The organism is Kitasatospora sp. CB02891 (assembly GCF_002803145.1).
GTDB lineage: Bacteria > Actinomycetota > Actinomycetes > Streptomycetales > Streptomycetaceae > Kitasatospora > Kitasatospora griseola.
Map to the genome: position 1 here is coordinate 1,156,483 of NZ_NNBO01000001.1, position 17,989 is coordinate 1,174,471.

Annotated in this window: 20 protein-coding genes and 1 pseudogene; 7 read left to right on the top strand and 14 right to left on the bottom strand. The window is 72.7% G+C overall.

Annotated elements, in window-relative coordinates; translation table 11 throughout:
• The first annotated feature begins 257 nt into the window (after nt 1-257).
• On the top strand, nt 258-473 hold the full coding sequence (locus tag CG736_RS05405; protein ID WP_100584938.1) for a hypothetical protein: 216 nt from the start codon (nt 258-260) through the stop codon (nt 471-473).
• A gap of 385 nt (nt 474-858) precedes the next feature.
• Here the strand turns inward: CG736_RS05405 and CG736_RS05410 are convergent, their stop codons facing one another.
• Nucleotides 859-1,299: a group III truncated hemoglobin gene (locus tag CG736_RS05410; protein WP_100584939.1), complete on the bottom strand. Its 441-nt coding sequence runs from the start codon at nt 1,297-1,299 to the stop codon at nt 859-861.
• Nucleotides 1,300-1,404: 105 nt separating this feature from the next.
• On the opposite strand from CG736_RS05410, the gene CG736_RS05415 reads away from it, so the two are divergent.
• Entirely contained in the window at nt 1,405-2,394 is a 990-nt protein-coding gene (locus tag CG736_RS05415; protein WP_100584940.1) for an aldo/keto reductase, read from the top strand.
• A gap of 60 nt (nt 2,395-2,454) precedes the next feature.
• On the opposite strand, the gene CG736_RS05420 is transcribed toward CG736_RS05415, so the two are convergent.
• The 6 genes from CG736_RS05420 to CG736_RS05445 form a co-directional block, all read right to left on the bottom strand.
• Nucleotides 2,455-3,522 (bottom strand): LLM class flavin-dependent oxidoreductase, encoded by a 1,068-nt coding sequence (locus CG736_RS05420; RefSeq protein ID WP_100584941.1) that lies wholly within the window; start codon nt 3,520-3,522, stop codon nt 2,455-2,457.
• A 5-nt stretch (nt 3,523-3,527) separates the two neighbouring features.
• Nucleotides 3,528-4,436, bottom strand: a complete 909-nt coding sequence (locus CG736_RS05425; RefSeq protein WP_100584942.1) for an ABC transporter substrate-binding protein — start codon at nt 4,434-4,436, stop codon at nt 3,528-3,530.
• A gap of 44 nt (nt 4,437-4,480) precedes the next feature.
• Nucleotides 4,481-5,197 carry an ABC transporter ATP-binding protein gene (locus tag CG736_RS05430; RefSeq protein ID WP_100584943.1) on the bottom strand — a complete coding sequence of 239 codons (717 nt, stop codon included), beginning with the start codon at nt 5,195-5,197 and terminating at the stop codon, nt 4,481-4,483.
• Complete coding sequence (locus CG736_RS05435; RefSeq protein WP_100584944.1) at nt 5,194-6,060, bottom strand: ABC transporter permease; 867 nt, start codon at nt 6,058-6,060, stop codon at nt 5,194-5,196. Before CG736_RS05435 ends, CG736_RS05430 begins: the two co-directional genes overlap by 4 nt.
• The gene (locus CG736_RS05440; RefSeq protein ID WP_100584945.1) at nt 6,057-7,088 is read right to left on the bottom strand and encodes an ABC transporter substrate-binding protein; all 1,032 of its coding nucleotides are present in this window, start codon (nt 7,086-7,088) and stop codon (nt 6,057-6,059) included. The genes CG736_RS05435 and CG736_RS05440 overlap by 4 nt, the downstream gene beginning before the upstream one ends.
• Nucleotides 7,089-7,179: 91 nt before the next feature.
• A complete protein-coding gene (locus CG736_RS05445; RefSeq protein ID WP_100584946.1) occupies nt 7,180-8,199 on the bottom strand; it encodes an ABC transporter substrate-binding protein in 1,020 nt (339 codons plus the stop codon).
• 363 nt (nt 8,200-8,562) lie between these two features.
• Between CG736_RS05445 and CG736_RS05450 the strand changes: the two genes are divergently transcribed.
• Nucleotides 8,563-9,336: an IclR family transcriptional regulator gene (locus CG736_RS05450; protein ID WP_100584947.1), complete on the top strand. Its 774-nt coding sequence runs from the start codon at nt 8,563-8,565 to the stop codon at nt 9,334-9,336.
• A 213-nt stretch (nt 9,337-9,549) separates the two neighbouring features.
• Entirely contained in the window at nt 9,550-10,830 is a 1,281-nt protein-coding gene (locus tag CG736_RS05455; RefSeq protein WP_100584948.1) for a hypothetical protein, read from the top strand.
• Here the strand turns inward: CG736_RS05455 and CG736_RS05460 are convergent.
• Nucleotides 10,824-11,183, bottom strand: coding sequence for a helix-turn-helix domain-containing protein (locus CG736_RS05460; RefSeq protein ID WP_100584949.1), 360 nt, complete (start codon nt 11,181-11,183; stop codon nt 10,824-10,826). The two genes, CG736_RS05455 and CG736_RS05460, sit on opposite strands and share 7 nt — an antisense overlap.
• A gap of 82 nt (nt 11,184-11,265) precedes the next feature.
• Here CG736_RS05460 and CG736_RS05465 point away from each other — a divergent pair, with 82 nt between their 5' ends.
• The 3 genes from CG736_RS05465 to CG736_RS05470 all read left to right on the top strand — a co-directional run bounded on the left by CG736_RS05465 (nt 11,266) and on the right by CG736_RS05470 (nt 12,958).
• On the top strand, nt 11,266-12,159 hold the full coding sequence (locus CG736_RS05465) for an NAD(P)-dependent oxidoreductase (RefSeq protein ID WP_255418982.1): 894 nt from the start codon (nt 11,266-11,268) through the stop codon (nt 12,157-12,159).
• A 95-nt stretch (nt 12,160-12,254) separates the two neighbouring features.
• Nucleotides 12,255-12,407 carry a hypothetical protein gene (locus CG736_RS35960; RefSeq protein ID WP_157815424.1) on the top strand — a complete coding sequence of 51 codons (153 nt, stop codon included), beginning with the start codon at nt 12,255-12,257 and terminating at the stop codon, nt 12,405-12,407.
• 53 nt (nt 12,408-12,460) lie between these two features.
• Entirely contained in the window at nt 12,461-12,958 is a 498-nt protein-coding gene (locus CG736_RS05470; RefSeq protein WP_100584950.1) for a hypothetical protein, read from the top strand.
• A gap of 255 nt (nt 12,959-13,213) precedes the next feature.
• On the opposite strand, the gene CG736_RS05475 is transcribed toward CG736_RS05470, so the two are convergent.
• The 6 genes and pseudogenes from CG736_RS05475 to CG736_RS38535 all read right to left on the bottom strand — a co-directional run.
• On the bottom strand, nt 13,214-14,869 hold the full coding sequence (locus CG736_RS05475) for an RICIN domain-containing protein (RefSeq protein ID WP_157815425.1): 1,656 nt from the start codon (nt 14,867-14,869) through the stop codon (nt 13,214-13,216).
• A gap of 231 nt (nt 14,870-15,100) precedes the next feature.
• Nucleotides 15,101-15,727, bottom strand: a complete 627-nt coding sequence (locus CG736_RS05480; RefSeq protein WP_063856556.1) for a winged helix-turn-helix domain-containing protein — start codon at nt 15,725-15,727, stop codon at nt 15,101-15,103.
• 538 nt (nt 15,728-16,265) lie between these two features.
• Complete coding sequence (locus tag CG736_RS05485) at nt 16,266-16,874, bottom strand: ATP/GTP-binding protein (protein WP_100584952.1); 609 nt, start codon at nt 16,872-16,874, stop codon at nt 16,266-16,268.
• Nucleotides 16,855-17,364 carry a DUF742 domain-containing protein gene (locus CG736_RS05490; RefSeq protein ID WP_100584953.1) on the bottom strand — a complete coding sequence of 170 codons (510 nt, stop codon included), beginning with the start codon at nt 17,362-17,364 and terminating at the stop codon, nt 16,855-16,857. Before CG736_RS05490 ends, CG736_RS05485 begins: the two co-directional genes overlap by 20 nt.
• Before the next feature lie 7 nt (nt 17,365-17,371).
• Nucleotides 17,372-17,791 (bottom strand): roadblock/LC7 domain-containing protein, encoded by a 420-nt coding sequence (locus CG736_RS05495; protein WP_043911107.1) that lies wholly within the window; start codon nt 17,789-17,791, stop codon nt 17,372-17,374.
• Nucleotides 17,788-17,989, bottom strand: a pseudogene (locus CG736_RS38535) (DUF2330 domain-containing protein); the annotation flags it as partial. The pseudogene CG736_RS38535 and the gene CG736_RS05495, both read right to left, overlap by 4 nt.

Below are 17,989 nucleotides of genomic sequence, written 5' to 3' on the forward strand. Positions count from 1 at the left end.
GCTCCCACCTGCGGATTCACCCTCGCCACCGCCTGCCGGGGCAGTGCCCTACCACGAGGCACTCGTGGACGACTTGTGCCACTGCATGATCCGTCCACCCTCAGACTCTTCCCTGCGGTCGAACGAGCGGCCAAAGTATGAGGCGTCGGCAGGGAGCAGCAACGAACCGGACGCCGACGAAAAGGAAATACCGGTAAAGCAATTCACCGGGAAAATTTCCGAATTCGCATCGAGATCATCCCAGAGAAGAGAATTCCGTGAACGTCACCCGCCTGTCCCGCACCGTCCTCGTCGGTCTGCTCTCCGCCGGAATCACCGTCCTGGTCGGAATCTCCGCCGCGCCCTCCGCCTCCGCCCACACGGTCCGGGCGAACGGCGTCTCGCTGTCGGCCCCGGACGACCGCGACGAGGACGTGACCTGGGGCCAGGCCCCGGCCGGCCCCGACCCGGACGTCACCTGGGGCCAGCGCTGAACAACTGCCGACCGCAGCGCGTGAATTGACCGCCACGGCGAACTCCCCCCGCCGCCGCTCCGGAATCCCGCGGACCACACCGCGAGTGTTGCCGACAGCGCCCGGCGCGCCGACGGTCAGGAAATGACCACTGCCCGCATACCGGAACTCCCCCACCCTCTCCGGCCCGACCGCAAGCCGAGGAGCGGGAGAACCGGAATCCGGGCGCACCACGAATCCCCACCCCTGCGTGCCGAATCCGCAGAAAACGGGTGGACGACGCGAACGACGCGCATCCCCCGCTCAGGCGTCCCCCGCTTGAGCGCCCCCGCCCAGGCGTCCCCACCCCGGCATCTCCCGCGCGGGCCTTGCCCGCCCAGGCGTCTCCCGCTCCGACGTCTCCCGCTCAGGCCCCGGAGGCGAGACGGACCGCCGCCAGCGGGACGAACCCTCCGCTGCCGCCGCCGGTGTCGCCCTCGCCGAGGCGGCGGAGCATGGCGACGGCGATCCGCTGGGCCTGCGCCTTGGCCCGTTCGGTGACGGGGCCGGCGTGACGACCGTCCAGGGTGGCGCGCCAGAGTTGCACCCAGCGGCCGAAGTGTTCGGCGGTGAGCGGGCTGATCGCGTGCAGCGCGGCGTGCGGAGCGAGCGCGTTGCCCCGGTAGGCGGCGGTGCGCAGCAGGGCGCTCTCCCAGAAGTCGGTGATCCTCGGCAGGTGCGCTTCCAGGTCGAGGCGGGCGATCTCGGTGAAGATCGGGCCGATCAGCGGGTCCGCGAACGCGGCGCCGTAGAAGCGCCGCAGGGCGGATTCCAGCTCGGCCCTGGTGGTGATGTCCGACAGCGCCACGGCTTCCTCCTCGTACGTCTCGCGCCCGGTCAGGGTACGTCCCGGGGTTCGGGAACGGCAGGGCCGTTGGTCCCGTTCACGGCGCTCACCTGGCAGGATGCCGGTATGACCTTCCTCGCCGCGGACGACCGCTATGCCTCGATGACCTTCCGCCGCGCCGGGCGCAGCGGCGTGCAGCTGCCCGCCGTCTCGCTCGGCCTGTGGCACAACTTCGGTGACACCCAGCCGCTGGAGGTGCAGCGCGCGGTGCTGCGCCGGGCGTTCGACCGCGGGGTGACGCACTTCGACCTGGCGAACAACTACGGCCCGCCGTACGGCAGCGCGGAGCGCAACTTCGGCTACCTGTTCGCGCAGGACTTCCGCCCGTACCGGGACGAGCTGTTCATCGCGTCGAAGGCCGGCTGGGACATGTGGCCGGGCCCGTACGGGGACGGCGGCAGCCGCAAGTACCTGCTGGCGAGTCTGGACCAGTCGCTGGACCGGATGGGTCTGGACTACGTGGACGTGTTCTATTCGCACCGGTGGGACCCGTCGACTCCGCTGGAGGAGACGATGGGGGCGCTGGACACGGCGGTGCGTTCGGGCCGGGCGCTGTACGCGGCGATCTCGAACTACCCGGCGGAGCAGCACCGGCAGGCGGTGGCGATCCTGCGGGACCTGGGCACGCCGTGCCTGCTGAACCAGGCCAGCTACTCGATCCTGAACCGGGAGCCGGAGCAGGGCCTGCTGGACGCGGTGGGCGAGACGCAGACGGCGCTGATCGCGTACTCGCCGCTCGCGCAGGGGCTGCTGACGGACCGCTACCTGAGCGGTGACGTGCCGGCGGGTTCGCGGATGTCCGTGGGGCACTTCCTGAAGCAGGAGGCGCTGACGGAGGCGAAGTTGGCGCAGCTCCGGGCGCTGGCGAAGATCGCGGAGGGCCGCGGCCAGAGCCTGGCGCAGCTGGCGCTGTCCTGGGTGCTGCGGGACGAGCGGGTGGTGTCGGTGATCGTCGGCGCGTCGAGCGTGCGCCAGCTGGACCAGAACCTGGACGCGCTGGCGGCCGGCCCGCTCACCGCGCAGGAGCTGGCGGAGATCGACCGCCTGACCGTCTGACGTCCACCGGGACCCGACGGGCGGGCGGCCGGTTCTCCCCGGCCGCCCGCCCGTCCGCGGTCAGTGCAGCTGCGGCAGAACGGTCTCCGCGACCCGGTACGCCTCCTCCAGCAGCGGGTTGCCCGACAGGATGAAGGTGTCGACGCCCAGCTCCTGGTACTCCCGGAGCCGTTCGACGACCTGTTCGGTGGAGCCGACCACGGCGGTGCCGGGGCCGGGCCGGAACAGGCTCATGCCGGGCCACAGGTTGGGGTGGGTCTCCAGCTCCCGGGCCCGGGCCGGCACCCGGCCGCCGTGCTGGCGGAACTGTCGCTGCCAGCCGACGCCGTCCTCGCCCTGCCGGGCGCCGAGTTGCCGCGCGTACGTGGCCTGGCTGGTGACGTCGAGCAGGCGGTCGGCGGCAGCCCAGGCCTGTTCCTCGGTGTCGCGGACGATCAGGTGCAGCCGCAGGCCGAGCCGCAGGGTGCGGCCGTGGGCGGCGGCGCGTTCGCGGACCAGGTCGAGCTTCTGCCGGAGCAGGTGCGGGGGTTCGCCCCAGGTGAGGTACACGTCGACGTGTTCGGCGGCGACCTCGATGCCGGCCGGGGAGGATCCGCCGAACCAGAGCGGGATGTGGCCCTCGCGCAGCGGCGGCAGGTCGCGCAGCGACTCACCGGCGTTCTTCAGCCGGTAGAACTCGCCTTCGTGGTCGAAGACTTCGCCGCTGGTGAGGCGCTTGACCAGGCTCCAGTACTCGGCGGACAGCCGGTAGCGGTCGTCGTGGTCGACGTGCAGCCCGTACTCGCGCAGCTGGTTGGTGGAGCCGTTGACCACGTTGAAGCGGAGCCGGCCGGCGCCGTGCAGGTGCTCGAAGGACAGCGCCATCTTGGCAAGCAGGGTGGGCGAGACCAGCCCGGGGTGGACGGCGAGCAGCGGCTGGAAGCCGGGGCCGGTGGCGGCGGCCAGCGCGGAGCCGAGCGCCCACACGTCGTACTGGTCGGTGGCGAGCAACGCGCCGGTGTAGCCGAGGCGTTCGACGGTGGCGGCGAGGTGCTGGAGGTAGCCGAGGTCGACCGGTCGGCGGCCCTCGGGCTCCCACGGGTAGTGGCCCTCGCGGGGGATCAGGTACCACAGGACTTCGGTGGCCATGGCGCTCAGTTCCCCTTTCCGGCGCGGGAGATGGCGTCGGCGACGGGCTGCTCCAGGGCGGGCAGGTGGATGTCGGCGACGGTGACGGGCCGGTCGATGAAGCCGACCCGGTGGAAGATGTCCGCGGCTTCCTGCTGCTCGGCGACGAACTCGGCGGTGGCGGGCTCCAGTTGCCAGGGCAGCGCGGTCAGCGCGGTGTGCCAGTCGGCGGCCTCGCCGCCCTGGTCGGCGGCGGCCAGCGCGGCAGCCTCCTCGGGGTGGGCGGCGGCCCAGTGGTCGGCGCGCTGCAGGGCGGCGACGATCGCGGCGACCACCTCGGGCCGCTGGACGGCGAGTTCACGGCGGGCGAAGAACACCGAGCGGTCGGTGATCACATCCGTGGTGCGGATCAGTTCGCGGAACTCGCCGGTGCGGCGGGCGGCGGCGAGTTCCGCGCCCTGCGCGATCCAACCGGCGATCGCGCCGCTGCGCAGCCGCTCCGCCTCGTCCCCGGCGGGGCGTTCGGCCGTGATGTCGTCCCGGTAGGAGAGCCCGTGCTGGTGCAGGGACTTGGCGAGCAGGTGGGTCTGCCAGGAGCCGACGGCGAGCACCACGGTGGCGCCCTTCAGGTCGGCGACCGAGGCGATCGGCCCGTCGGCGGCGACCAGCAGCGCCCCGTGGTCGGGCCGGGGCGCGGACACCGCGGTGTACACGATGTCGTGCCCGGCGGCCTGCGCGGTGATCGGCGGGGTGGAGCCCGTCCCGCCGAAGTCGATGGTGCCGTCGGCCAGGTGGGCGCCGGTCTTCGTGCCGTCGGCGTAGTGGTGGAACTCGGCGCTCTCGCCGAGCGGGGCCAACTCCTGCTGCAGGTAGTCGAGTCGGGCCAGGTGGTAGAGGGACGGGTTGGAGCGGTGCACACCGACGGTGACGGTCATGGCAGCGGTTCTCTCTTCTTCCTTGCGATCTGACGTGGCGTCAGTCAGTGGGCTTCGGTTGCCTGGTGCACGCCGAGGTCGGCGAGCAGGTCGCGGCGCAGCGCCGCGAAGGCGGGGTCGGCGGGGTCGCGGGGGCGGTCGACGGCCACGGTCTCGTCCCGGACGAGTGCGCCGTCGCGCAGGACGGCGACCCGGTCGGCGAGGCGGATCGCCTCGTCCACGTCGTGGGTGACCAGCAGCACGGCGGGGCGGTGCCGGCGGCACAGGTCGCCGACCAGGTCCTGCATGCGCAGCCGGGTGAGCGCGTCCAGAGCGGCGAACGGCTCGTCCAGCAGCAGCAGTTGGGGTTCGCGGACGAGCGCCCGGGCGAGTGCGGCGCGCTGCGCTTCGCCGCCGGAGAGCGTGCTGGGCCAGGCGTCGGCGTGGTCGGCGAGGCCGACCTCGGCGAGCGCCTGCCGGCCGGTCTCCCGGGTGGCCTCGCCGCGCGGCAGGCCGACGGTGACGTTGCCGAGGACCCGCTTGGACGGGATCAGCCGGGGTTCCTGGAAGACCACCGTCCGCGCGGGCGGCACCAGGACGGTGCCCTGGTCGGCGCGGTCGAGTGCGCCGAGGATCCGCAGCAGCGTGGTCTTGCCGGTGCCGGACGCGCCGAGCAGGGCGAGGAACTCGCCGCGGGCGATGTCCAGGTCGATGCCGTCCAGGACGGCGCGGGCGCCGAACACCCGTCGCAGTCCGCGGACGTGAACGGCGGGGGCGCTCATCGTCCCACCACCGCCCGGCCGTTGACGGGACGCCAGGGCATCAGCAGCCGCTCCAGGACGCGCACCGCGCCGTCGGCGGCCAGGCCCAGCAGGCCGTAGATCAGGATGCACACGGCGAGCACGTCGGTGCGCGAGAAGTTCTGCGCCTGGGCCATCAAGTAGCCGATCCCCTCGGTGGAGTTGATCTCCTCGGCGGCGATCAGCGCGATCACGCTGAGCGTCATCGACAGCCGCAGGCCGGACAGCAGCGCGGGCAGCGCACCGGGCAGGACGACCTCGCGGACCACCGCCCAGCGCGACAGGCCGAAGCTGCGCATCGCCTCGACGAGCTTGCGGTCGGTGTTGCGCACGCCGCCGGAGGTGGAGACGTACATCGGGAAGGAGGTGGCGACGCCGATCAGCGCGACCTTCGCGGTCTCGGTGATGCCGAACCACACCATGAACAGCGGCACCAGCGCCAGGAACGGGACGGTCCGCAGCACCTGGACGGCGGAGTCGAGCAGTTCCTCGCCGAGCCGGAAGAACCCGGTGACCACGCCGAGCACCAGCCCGACGCCCGCCCCGAACAGCAGGCCGAGCGCGGCCCGGGTCAGCGAGGTGGACAGTGCGTCGGCCAGCTGCCCGTTGCCCCACAACTCCCCCACGGCCTGGACGACCTGGCCGGGCGAGGCGAGCACGTCGGGGGTCAGCACCCCGGTGGCGGAGGAGAGCTGCCAGGCGGCGAGCAGCGCGAGCGGGCCGAGGGTGCGCAGGGCGAGCGAGACGCCGCGCGGGCGGTCGGCGGTGGTCCGGGCGCGCGGGGCGACCAGCCCTGCGGCCTGCGCCTGCTCGGTGGTGACGGAGGTGGCGGTGGTGACGGTCACTTCGCCGCTCCGCCGAGCGCGTCGATGTCGATCAGGTAGGGCTTGACGTCGACCTTCGACTTGGTGACGCCCTGGTCGGCGTAGAACCCGGCGACCACCGCGAACCGGGCGACATCCGCGTCGGTGATCGGCGAGTCCACGGCGCGCTTCCTGCCGAAGTCGACGGCGACCTGCTGCTCGGCGGGGGTGACGGCGGTCGGCCCGGCGTCGGTGAACACGTTCAGGTAGGCGGCGGGGTCGGCCTTCTCCTTGGCGCCGTTCTCGTGCAGGTAGCCGTAGAACGCCTTCAGCACCTCGGGGTGCTGCTCGGCGAAGGCCGAACGCGCCGCCCACACCGCGTAGTTGTCGCTGCCGACGGCCTTGCCGTCGACCAGGAAGTGCGCGCCGGTGTTGGCGATCGCCGGGATGGAGAACGTCCCCCAGGTCGCCCAGGCGTCCACCTGACCGGAGTTGAACACCCCGGAGGTCTGGTCGGCCCGCAGGTAGACCCGCTGCACCTGGTCGACCGGGATCCGGTTCTTCTCCAGCGCCTTCAGCAGCAGGTACTCGGAGGTGCCGCCCTGGGAGACCGCGACCTTCTTGCCGACCAGGTCCTTGACCTCCTTGATCGGCGAGCCGTTCTTCACCAGGATGCCTTCGCCGGCCTCGTCGGGTGCGATCTGCGCGAACAGCTTGAAGCCGGGCTTCTGGGCGAGCGCGGTGACCGCCGAGGTGATCGAGCCCTGGGCGACGTCCAGTTGGTCGGCGTTCAGCGCCTGCGCGGCCGGGGCGAACGGCCCGGCGCTGCCCGTCCACGCCACCTTGGCGTGCACGGCCGCCAGCGCCCGGTCCAGCGACCCGTCCTTCTTCCCCTTCGCCAGGAACCCCGAGTTCCCGGGGTCGGGCACCCGGAGCACCACCTCGCCGCCCTTGCCGTCGGCGCTGCCGGCGGCGTCCGGCCCGGACGAGCCGCAGGCGGTGAGGACCAGGGCGGCGGCGACGGCGGTGAGCGTGGCGGTGACAGGGGTGCGCGAAGTGGTGCTGCGCATGGGTCTCTCCTCTGGAATCACGGAAGGTCGGGCGCGGGCGTCGGGCGCGGACGTCAGGGTGGGTCTCAGGGACGAACGTCGGGGACGGGCGTCAGGGACGGGCGGCGAGCAGGGCGCGGGCGGCGGCCAGCGGCGCGGGGTCGGCCCAGGCCTGGACGTCCACCCGGTCGGCGAGGAAACCGTGGGCGTGCAGGAACCGCTCCTGCTGGGCGAGCAGGTCGAGGCGCTCGGCGGACAGGTCCAGGTGCAGGGTGCGGTGCCCGCCCCCGGCGTACGCCCCGGCGACGCCTTCCGGCCCGGCGCCGGTCTCCGCGCCGAGGATCCGCGCCACCTCGGCCGGCCGGTCGGCCGCCCAGTCGGCGGCCCGCAGCAGCACGGCGACGAACCGGGCCACCAACTCGGGGTGTTCGTCCAGCAGTTGCTGGTGGACGGTGATCGGTCGCGGGGTGCCGTTGTTGACCCGGTGGCGGCGGTCGGCGAGCGCGTCCAGCTCCACGGCGGGCACCGCGCCGTACCGGCGGGCGGCCTCGACCGCCAGCGCGCCCTTCACGTACACGGCGTCCACCCGGCCGTCCCGCAGCGCCGCCAGCTCGGCCGCCCACTGGTCGCCGTCCGGCTCCGCCGGAATGTCCATCAACTCGACGTCGGCCAGGCCGAGTTGTGCCGATTCCAACGCGCCGCGGTGGCCGGCCAGGGCCATCGCCCGCCAGAAGTCGATGCCGATCGGGTGCCGGGGCACCGCGAGCCGGGCCCCCCGCAACTGCTCGGCGGACCGGATGCCGCTGCCCTCCCGGACCAGGATCGTCTGGCGTTCCTCGATCCAGGTCAGGCCGATCAGCCGGGTCCGCTCGCCACGCGAACGGGCCCACAGCGCAGGCACGTTGCCGCCCTCGCGGAACAGCCCGGCCAGTGCGTGCGTGTAGTGGTGGTCGGCGGCGACCTCCGGCGGGACGTCCTGCAGGGAACGCACCTCGATGCCGTCGGCCGCGAACTCCGCGGCCAGCCAGCCCTGATCGGCGGCGATGCCGGTGGCGGTGGGCACCGGGCAACGGGTGAACCACAGGGTGTCGGGGTACGGGGGCGTGCCGGGCACGGCGGGTGCGGGGCTCATGGCGGGGCTCCGGGAAGTCTGGGAAAACGCGCAGGTGTCCCACACAGTGGGAACTGCACGACGGGAAAAGGGAGTTCGGGGGAGAGCTCTCAACAGCAACAGCAGGGGCGCTGCCGGACGGTGTTCACGGCGCGCTCCCTCCTGTCGGACCGGCCCGATGGGCCGGTGGCTGCCGATGTCGGCCGATGGGTCGAGCGTTCCACGACGCCAGGGCCTCGATCAAGCTTTGCCAGATGATGGGATCAGTTGTTCATGTGCGGGTGAGCCGCCGCAACACCGCCGACATGCTCCGTTGGCGATCACCCCCATATCCTGGAAATCCCAGCCCAGTTGACCCGATTGAGCCACTCCCTAAGAGGTGCGATGCCCGCCAGCCCCGGAACCCTGCAGTCACCGCCGGCCGGCGCCCAGGCAGTCCACCGGGCGCTCGGCCTGCTGCACTGCTTCCACGACAACGGTCCCGACCTCAGCGCTTCCGAACTCGCCCGCCGGATGGGCCTGTCGGTCTCCACCGCGCACCGCCTCGCCCGCACCCTGGTCGTCACCGGATTCCTCGACCAGGACGAGCGCACCGCCCGCTACCGGCTCGGCCCGGCCGTCGCCGAACTCGGCCAACTCACCTTCCACCAGCGCGGACTGCACCTGGCCGGCCCCGAACTCGACCAGCTCGCCCGCCGCACCGGCGCCACCGCAGACCTCGCCATCCGCTCCGGCCCGCACGCCGTCATCCTGGTCGGCGGCTCCGTCCTGCCGTCCACCGGCCTCGGCCTGCGCCGCCCGCTGCACTCCACCGCCCTCGGCAAGGTGCTGCTCGCCTGGCCCGCCTCCACCGAGAGCCCGCCGCCCGGCCCGCTCCCCGCCTACACCGACCGCACCCTCACCGACCCCGCCGACCTCGACGCCGAACTCGCCCTCACCCGGGAACGCGGCTACGCCCTCAACGACGGCGAGTCCGCCCCCGGCATCCGCACCCTCGCCGTCCCCGTCCTCGACGCCACCCGCACCGCCCGGTTCGCCCTCGCCCTCCGCTCCACCCCCGCCCACCTCACCCCCGAGTCCCTCCCCCACACCCTCGCCCAGGCCCAGACCTGCGCCCAGGCGCTGGCCGTGCTGTTGCTGCCCCCGGACGAGCGCTGACCGGACGCCGGGCAGGCGAAGACGCCCGCCGAACGGGAGTGGGGAGGAGAGCCGGGCAGCGACCCCGCCGGGGCGGTGGGTCCGCTGCGCCCGGCCGAGGCCCGAGGGCCGACGACACACCCATCATGACAGGTCGACAGGCCTTTTCGTAGGACGAACCGCACAGGTCACCGGCCTTGTTCGGGTCCGTCCGGGACGCCCAGAATCCCCGTCATGAATCCCTCGCCGACAATCGATCAGGACGACGTTCTGCGGGCCCGGACCAAGCTGCTCGCCACTACGGGGCCCACCCGGCGCGAAGAGGTCGAGGCCTACCGGGTGCTCGCCCAGGTCAACCCGGCCACCCACCTACCCCGCTTGGTCAACGCCCTGCTGTCGCTCAGCTACGAGCACGGCCTGCGGGACAGCCACCCGCTCCGACTCGCGCTGTGCGAGGAGGCGGTGGCCGCTGCACGGGCCATCGATCCGGGCACACCCGACCGCGAGAAGCTCCTGTTCAGGGCCTTCCTCCTGTGCCACCGGGAGCTCTACGCCCTCGGCCGCCGCACCGAAGGGCTCGCCATGCTCGCCGAGATGGTCGCCATGGAGCGCCCCCCGGGCGAACTCTCCGGAGTCCCCGCCGTCAGCGCGCTGCACCTGTGGGCCACCGCCCTCGCCGAGGAGCGCCGCCACGCCGAGGCCGCCGACGCCCTCGCCGAGTGGGTGGCGGCGATCCGGCCGCTGCGGCCCGACTTCGACACGCTCGCCCGGTCCCTCGCGGAGTGGGCCGCCACGCTCGCCGACGCCGGCCGCATCGACGAAGCGCTCGCCGCGTTCGAGGTGCTCGTCGACCTGGACGCGGGGGAGGCCACGGACGACCGCGGCCCGCTGGCCTGCCACTTCTACGCGCTGGTCCGGTACGCGGAACTGCTCGACGGCCGCGGTCACGCCGAACGGGCGGCCGCCGCACGGCAGTCGGCGCTGGCCGCGCTGACGGAGTTGGCCACCACCGGTGAGCGCAAGGTGCGGAGCGGCGACCAGGCGCCGTTCTGGGCGACCCTGCTGTCCTGGTCCGCCGCCGACGGCGAACGGCTGGCCTCCGACGGCCCGTGTCCACCCTCGGGCGCGGGCCCCAGGCAGTGGTCCGCCGAGGTCGGGCAGCGCTACTTCGACCGCCTGGCCACCCTGCGGGAACAGGTGAACACCCTGGCCGAGGCCCCGGACCGGCACCTGCCCGAGCTGCTCCGGCTGCACCGCGTCCTCACCGTCCGTTCCACCGTCCGGTGCGAGCACCGCACCTACGCCTTCACCGCGCAACTGCCGGAGCTGCAACCCCTGTTCGACGAGGGCGTGGAACTGGCCCGTCGACTGGACGCGCACGACCCGGCCGCCGGAGGCCGAACCCTGGCCGAGGTGCTGATCGACCGGTCGACCTTCCGCACCGCCGCCTGCCGCTTCGACGCCGCCCTCGACGACTTCCGCGAGGCCCTGGGCCTGCGGGGCGAGGATCACTGATCGACGGCGACCGTCCCCAGCCCTTCCCGGCGCACCCGCTCCGTCCCCCACAGCCCGAGCGGCCGCAGCGCCTCGTTGAGCGTGCGCCCCTGCTCGGTCAGCGAGTACTCGACGCGGGGCGGCACCTCCGCGTACACCTCGCGGTGGACCAGCCCGTCCTGCTCCAGTTCGCGCAGGTGCTGCGTCAGCATCTTCTCGCTCACCCCCGGTAGCGCGCGCCGGAGTTGGGCGAAGCGGCGAACGCCGTGGGTGTCCAGCTCCCAGAGGATCAGGCCCTTCCACTTGCCGCTCACCACGTCGAGCGCGGCGTCGATGCCGCAGATGTACGGACCCTGCCGCGGTGCCTTGACCATCCCGATCCCCCTACAAAAAGGTAAGTACCGCAGAAGATAGTAGGTACTTCCGGAACAGGAGGCAGCCTCCGAGCATGGAGGGGTGAACGAACCACAGAAGCTCAGCGCCGTCACCGTGATCGGCCTCGGCCCGATGGGCCAGGCCATGACCCGGGCCCTGCTCGCCGCCGGACACCCCGTCACCGTCTGGAACCGCACCCCCGCCCGCGCCACCGACCTCGTCGCCGCCGGGGCGACGCTCGCCGCGACGCCCGCCGAAGCGGTGGAGGCGAGCGACCTGGTGCTCCTCAGCCTCACCGACTACCGGGCGATGCACGACATCCTCGACCGCTCCACCGCCTCGCTGGCCGGCCGGACCCTGGCCAACCTCAGCTCCGACACCCCCGACCGCTCGCGCGAGGCGGCGGCCTGGGCGGCCGGCCACGGCGCGGACTTCCTCACCGGCGGCGTCATGGTTCCCGCGCCGATGGTGGGCACCCCGGCGGCCCACGTCTACTACAGCGGCGACCCTCGACTGATGCAGCGTCATACTGCGGTGCTGGAGCTGCTCGGCACACCGAATTACCTCGGCACGGACCCGGGCCTCGCCCAGATGATGTACCAGGCCCAACTCGCCGTGTTCCTCACCACCCTGTCCTCCCTGATGCACGCCACCGCGATGCTGGGAACCGCCGGTATGAAGGCCGCTGAGGCCCTGCCCGAACTGCTCGCCTCGGCCGACCGGATCGGCGCCATCCTGCGCGCCGTCGAGCAGGTCCCCGGCACCGCCCTCGACGCGGGCGAACACCCCGGCCACCTCAGCACCGTCACCATGATGGGCGCGACGGCCGACCACATCGTCGAGACCAGCACCACCCTCGGCCTCGACCTCGCCCTCCCCCTCGCCGTCCAGGCCCACTACCGCCACGCCGTCGACAACGGGCACGGCGGCGACAACTGGACCCGCATCATCGACGCCATCCGCGCCCCGCGCTGACCCGCCGCACCCTGCCGGGCCGGGCACGCGTGCGTGCCCGGCCCGACGCCAGTGCTCTGACCGCACAGGTCCCCCGGGTCGGCGCCGGTAGCTACGTGATCCTGGACAGCCTCTCCGCCCACAACGGCGAGAAGATCCTGTGCCGGGCGAGAAGGAACGACGTCCACCTGTGCCCCGACCAATTCCTCCTGGGCGAACCCGATGTCCTGGCCGCCCGACGACGTGAACGCGCCCGGCCGCCCAACTAGACTGCGCCGGGGTCGCAACTGGTGCGGTTTCGGGTACACGGGAGCGGTGGCAGTTGTTCGACGTGCAGGTCGTTCCGGACCGGATCAAGGTCGACTCCCGCGATCCCCTCTTCGTCGACGGCCCGGCCTGGCTGACGCTGGGCAGCCGGGAGTTCCCGTTCTCGGGGTGGACGGATGCGGTTCTCTCCGTGCTCGGCTCGATGGGGGCCGCGGTGGCAGGGGCGCTCGACGGTGAAGTCCGTGACTTCTACTTCTTCGAGGGTTCGTACTTCGTCAAACTGATCCCGCTGCCGGACGCCCCCGGGACACCGCGCCGGGTCAGGGTTGCCGCGGTGAACGACGGCAACGCCGGGGCCGCCGACGACGAGGGCGTGCCGGAGGGCGAGGTGGTGGCCGAAGTCGTGGTGCCGCTGCGCGAGGTGGCCGAACGCCACAGCGCCGCGAAGGCGTTGATCCGCGCGTGGGCCGAGGCACACGGCGAGGCCGAGGTCGCGGGCGTTCTGTCCCGCGGATACCAGTACGACGCATCGGACCCGCGCTTCACCCACTGACCCGGACGAGCAGCGGCAGCCGCTCGCGGGCCGACCGAGCCCGGCACCGCTTCTGACACCCTCGGACGAACTGCCACGGGGCATCCAGTCGATTCACTGGTGCCACCTCGGGAGACCTATGCGGTCACAGCACCAGGTACCCATGACCGAGGAACTCGGCTCCTGGCTCGTCAACGAGATCGTCTCCTCCGACTGAACCCCTGGGGCGGGCGGAGGATCCACCCGGAACCCCCGCCCGCCAGGTCGTCGAACGAGTCAGCCGGTGACGGCTTCGAGGCGGAACCTCTGGTTGTCGCCGTTGTTCCACTCCCACTGGTTGACAACCGCCCCGTTGGCCGCGCTGGGCCCCGCGATGTCCAGCGCCTTGCCGCTGTGACGGGCGATCAGCCGGTGGCGGCCGTCGCCCGCCGGCTCGATCCGCCACTTCTGGTTGTCGCCGTTGTTCCACTCCCACTGGTGGACGACCGCGCCGTTCGCCGTACTCGGGCCCGCCACGTCGAGCACCTTGCCGCTGTACACGGACACCAGCCGGTAGTAGCCGTCGCCCGCCGGCTCGATCCGCCACTTCTGGTTGTCGCCGTTGTTCCACTCCCACTGGTGGACGACCGCGCCGTTCGCCGCGCTCGGGCCCGCCACGTCGAGCACCTTGCCGCTGTACACGGACACCAGCCGGGCCAGCGACGGGATGCCGGCGCCGGACGACGCCTCACTGGAGGGGTATTGCGCGTGGTGGAACGCGTCGCCGTCGAACCTGAGTTGGGAGCCCACGACAGTGCCGTCGGCCCGCAGCGTCCGCAGGCCGTAGGAGGCCACCCAGAGGGCGCCGGCGGTGTTCTTGGGGGTGACCAGCCGGCGGGTGACGGTGCGCGAGCGGAACTCGGTGACCGAGGTCGAGGACTCGTAACCCAACTCGCCGGTCACGGTCGCGCTCACGGTCGCACCGGTGCCGAAGATCTTGACGCCGACCTCGGCGCTCACCGAGACGCCGGTGCTCCTGCTGAAGGTCTCGCTGCTGGACTTCTCCACGCCGACGGTCACCGCGTCCTCGACGGTCTGGTCGGTGTCGGTGCGGTTGTCGTTGAACAGCAGCAGCGACCACCACACCCGCCGCTCGATCGTGTAGTAGGGCGAGTTCTCGATCCGCCACGCCAGCGACTTCGCGTCGTCGCGGACGGCGGTCAGCGGCACGCGCACGCTGTGGTCGGTCACCGCGGGCGTGGACTGCGCCGGCCGGGTGCGGCCCGTCAGCCTCGGGGGCTCCGGGGACAGCCCGGGCCGCTCGGTGGACAGGGGCAGGCACAGCGCGTTCAACTCGGGCGCGTGGGAGGGCTTTTCGTACCCGGCGAGCGCGACGAACGACTCGGGCGTGATCACGGCCTTGGTGGCGCCCGGCGTCTCGTCGACGAACTGCTCGGGCGCGCAGACCTTCCAGGCGCTGAAGTCGTACTTGCCCCCGCCGCCCGAGTCGTTCCAGATCAGGTCACCCGCGGGTGCGGGCACCGTCAACGAGTCCTTGACGCACCGCACCAGGTCCACCGGAGGCTTGTCGTGGCCGTAGACGAACACGTTCCCCAGCGCCCGGTAGCCGGGCGGCGGGACCGGCCGCCAGCACGAGCCGTCCGTGCCACCGGTGCCGGCGTCGTTCCACACCCACTCGTAGTCCTTCGGGAGGGCCAGCGCGTCGCCTTCCACTCCGGCCACGTCGCGCACGCAGAGCGCCGCGACCTTCCCGTTCGGATCGGTGAGGCCGGGGAAGCCGAGGCTGCCCAGCACGTGGAACCCCTCCGGCGGCACCGGATGGTAGAAGGAGCAGCTCAGCTTGGTCCGCTTGCCCCGGCTGTCCAGGCCCAGCCTGAACTCCGTCGTGTAGGCGATCTCCAGGTCTCCGAACCGCACGGCTGACGTTGGCATGGCGAGCAGCACTCCTCTTCAACGGGGGCGGAACTCCCGATCGGGCCCGGCCCGAAACACCTCCGGGCGTCACTCGCACGGGCCAACGAGCAGAGGTGCTCCCTGGACACGGCCGCACACTTCTCCGGGCACGCAACAGAGCGGCGGCCCGCACCGTTCGGTGCGGGCCGCCGCCCGGGTGCCGCACGACCGCCCCGGCGACGCGGCTCGCCGGGCCGGTCGTACGGAGTCTCAGGCCACCGGCGCGTACTTGTAGCCGACCCGGCGGACCGTGACGATGGTGTCGCGGTAGGCGGCGCCGAGCTTGCGGCGCAGCCGGGCGACGTGGACGTCGACGGTGCGGCCGTCGCCGACGTGGCCGTAACCCCAGACGGTGTGCACGAGTTGGTCGCGGGTGTGGACCCGGTGGGGGTGCTCGGTGAGGTGGGCGAGCAGCTCGAACTCGAGGTAGGTGAGGTCGAGCAGCGAGCCGTCGACGTACGCGTTGCGGCGGTCGAGGTCGACGGAGATGCCGCTGTCGGCGGGGCGGGTGAACGGCCGGACCGGGGCGGGTGCGGCGACGGGGGCCGGTGCGGGCGCGGGAGCGACCTTCTCGGCCGGGACCAGCACCAGGTAGCCGACCAGCGGCGCGTTCGCATTCGCGCCGAGCTGCGTCAACAGGCCCTGCGGGAGCACGGATTGGGGCAGTGCGGCGACCACGGCCGCGCCGTCCTGGAGGCCGGCGAGCAGGCTCTCGGGGGCGATCGCGGGCGCCGGCCGGGTGATCGGGGCGACTCGGCGGTGCTCGGTGTCGAGGGAGTGGTTCGGCAGGGTGCGGACCGCGCGCAGGTGCGGGGTCGCGGTGGCGGCGTAGGACATCGTGGGCTCTTTCGCGCGTGACGGTCGGTGGGTGGTCGTCGTCTGCGCTTCCGGCGCGCCGTCGCTGACGGTGGGTCAGCGCGGCGGGCGGGAGGCGCGTGGTGCGCGCCGACAGGTCTGATCGAAGTGGTGGGCCTGGCGCGAGGGCCAGAACGGGTCGAGAAGGGTGCGAGGGTGCACGGGCTGCTCTCCGGAGCACGGCGGGGATCGGCGGGGGACGCACGAAACCGCCACCACATCCGCGGGAACAGGATGGTGGCGGTGCCTCAGCGACAGCAGGCGCTGTAGATCAGACCCTGGTCGATGTATCGCCGGACGGTGAGCGCGGGAAGCGCCGCTATGCGGGCCGCATCGGCCATGGCGCTGCTCCTCCCCCGGCGGGTGTCATCGGGCCCGCGTCGAACGGCGGGCATGAGTACGAGACTTCCACGCGAAGTGCCCGGAAGGCAACCCACTGTACCGGCCGGTCCGCACAGCAAGACAGATTCTGCTCACCATGCGGACGGCACTCCGCTGACCTGCGACAATGCCGCCAGTCCTACAATCGGATTCCGAGCCGCTCGGCGGCATGCTCGACCAGCCGGACGAGCAGTTCCTTGCCGTCCTCGCGGCGGCGCGCGTCGCACAGCAGCACCGGCACCGTCCCGGGCAGGTCGAGTGCGGCGCGGACGTCCTCCGGCGCGTACACCTCGGTGCCCTCGAAGCAGTTGACGGCGACCACGAACGGGATGTCGCGCTGCTCGAAGTAGTCGACGGAGGGGAAGGAGTCGGCCAGGCGCCGGGTGTCGGCCAGCACGACCGCGCCGAGCGTGCCGCGGGCGAGTTCGTCCCAGACGAACCAGAAGCGGTCCTGGCCGGGGGTGCCGAACAGGTAGAGGGCGAGGCCGGGCCGGAGGTCGATCCGGCCGAAGTCCATCGCGACGGTGGTGGTGCGCTTGGCCTCGACGCCGACGGTGTCGTCGATCGGGCGGCCGCGCTCGCTGAGCGTCTCCTCGGTGCGCAGCGGCCGGATCTCGCTGACGGCGCCGACCAGGGTGGTCTTGCCCGCGCCGAAGCCGCCGGCCACGAGGATCTTGACCGCGTTGGCGCCCCAGGGCGCGCTGCGGGTGGTGGAGGTCGACGGGGCGTCAGAGTGCACGGAGGCCATTGATCACGTCTCGCAGCAGGCGCTCGTCCGGTTGCTGGGCGAGCTGGAAGGGTCGGGTGACGCTGATCAGGTCGGCGTCGTGGAGGTCGCCGAGCAGCACCCGCACCACGCTCACCGGCAGGTCGGTGTAGGAGCCCAACTCGGCCACGCTGAGGGGTTCTTCGCGGCAGAGCTGGATGATCGCGTGGTGCTCGGGGCCGAGCGGCAGATCGGTGGGGGCGCCGCCGGGCGCGAGGGCCTGCCCGGCGGCGGTGACCAGCGAGATCAGGTCGAACAGGCCGTCGTCGACCGGCCGGGCGCGTCCTCCGGTCATCGAGAACAGCCGGACCATCGGACCGGCGTCGTCGTCGAACCAGCGGTCGTCCACGGGCGTGCGGGGCGCGAACAGGTCGACCGACGGTTCGTCGGCCGACGTCTCGTCCGCGATCTCACCGCTGGGGCCGCCCGGGGCGGCGCCCTCGGTCGGCTCGGTCGGCTCGGGCTCGCTCATCGGTCGGTCATCTCCCGGGCGGAGTGGTCTCGGTCCTCGGCTCGGCGGCCAGGTGCTCGCCGACGCGCTTCACCAACAGTGCCATCTCGTAGGCGATTTGGCCCACATCGGATTCGGCGTCGCTGAGCACGGCCAGGCAGCTGCCGTCACCGGCGGCGGTGATGAACAGGAAGGCCTCGTCCAGCTCGACCATGGTCTGGCGGACGCCGCCGACCCGGAAGTGCCGGCCGGCGCCCTTGGCCAGGCTGTGGAAGCCCGCGGCGACGGCGGCCAGGTGCTCGGCGTCCTCCCGGCCGAGGCCGCTGGAGACGCCGGTGGCGAGACCGTCGCTGGAGAGGATCACCGCGTGCCGAAGGGTCGCGACGCGGCCGACCAGGTCGTTGAGGAGCCAGTCGAGGCCCCCGGACGGCGGAGTTGTTGCGGTCATGATTCGGTTCCTTCTGCTGGTGCGGGCGGTGCGACCGGCGGCTGGTGCGCCGGGGGGACGGAACGGACGGGGGCGGCCGGCAGCGCGGGCGGCACCGGCGCGGAGGGCAGCGCGACCCGCAGCCGGGGCGGGCGGCCGGGCTGCGGCACGACCGGCACGGCGGGCCGGCCGGGAACGCCCCGGCCGCCGCCGGGTGCG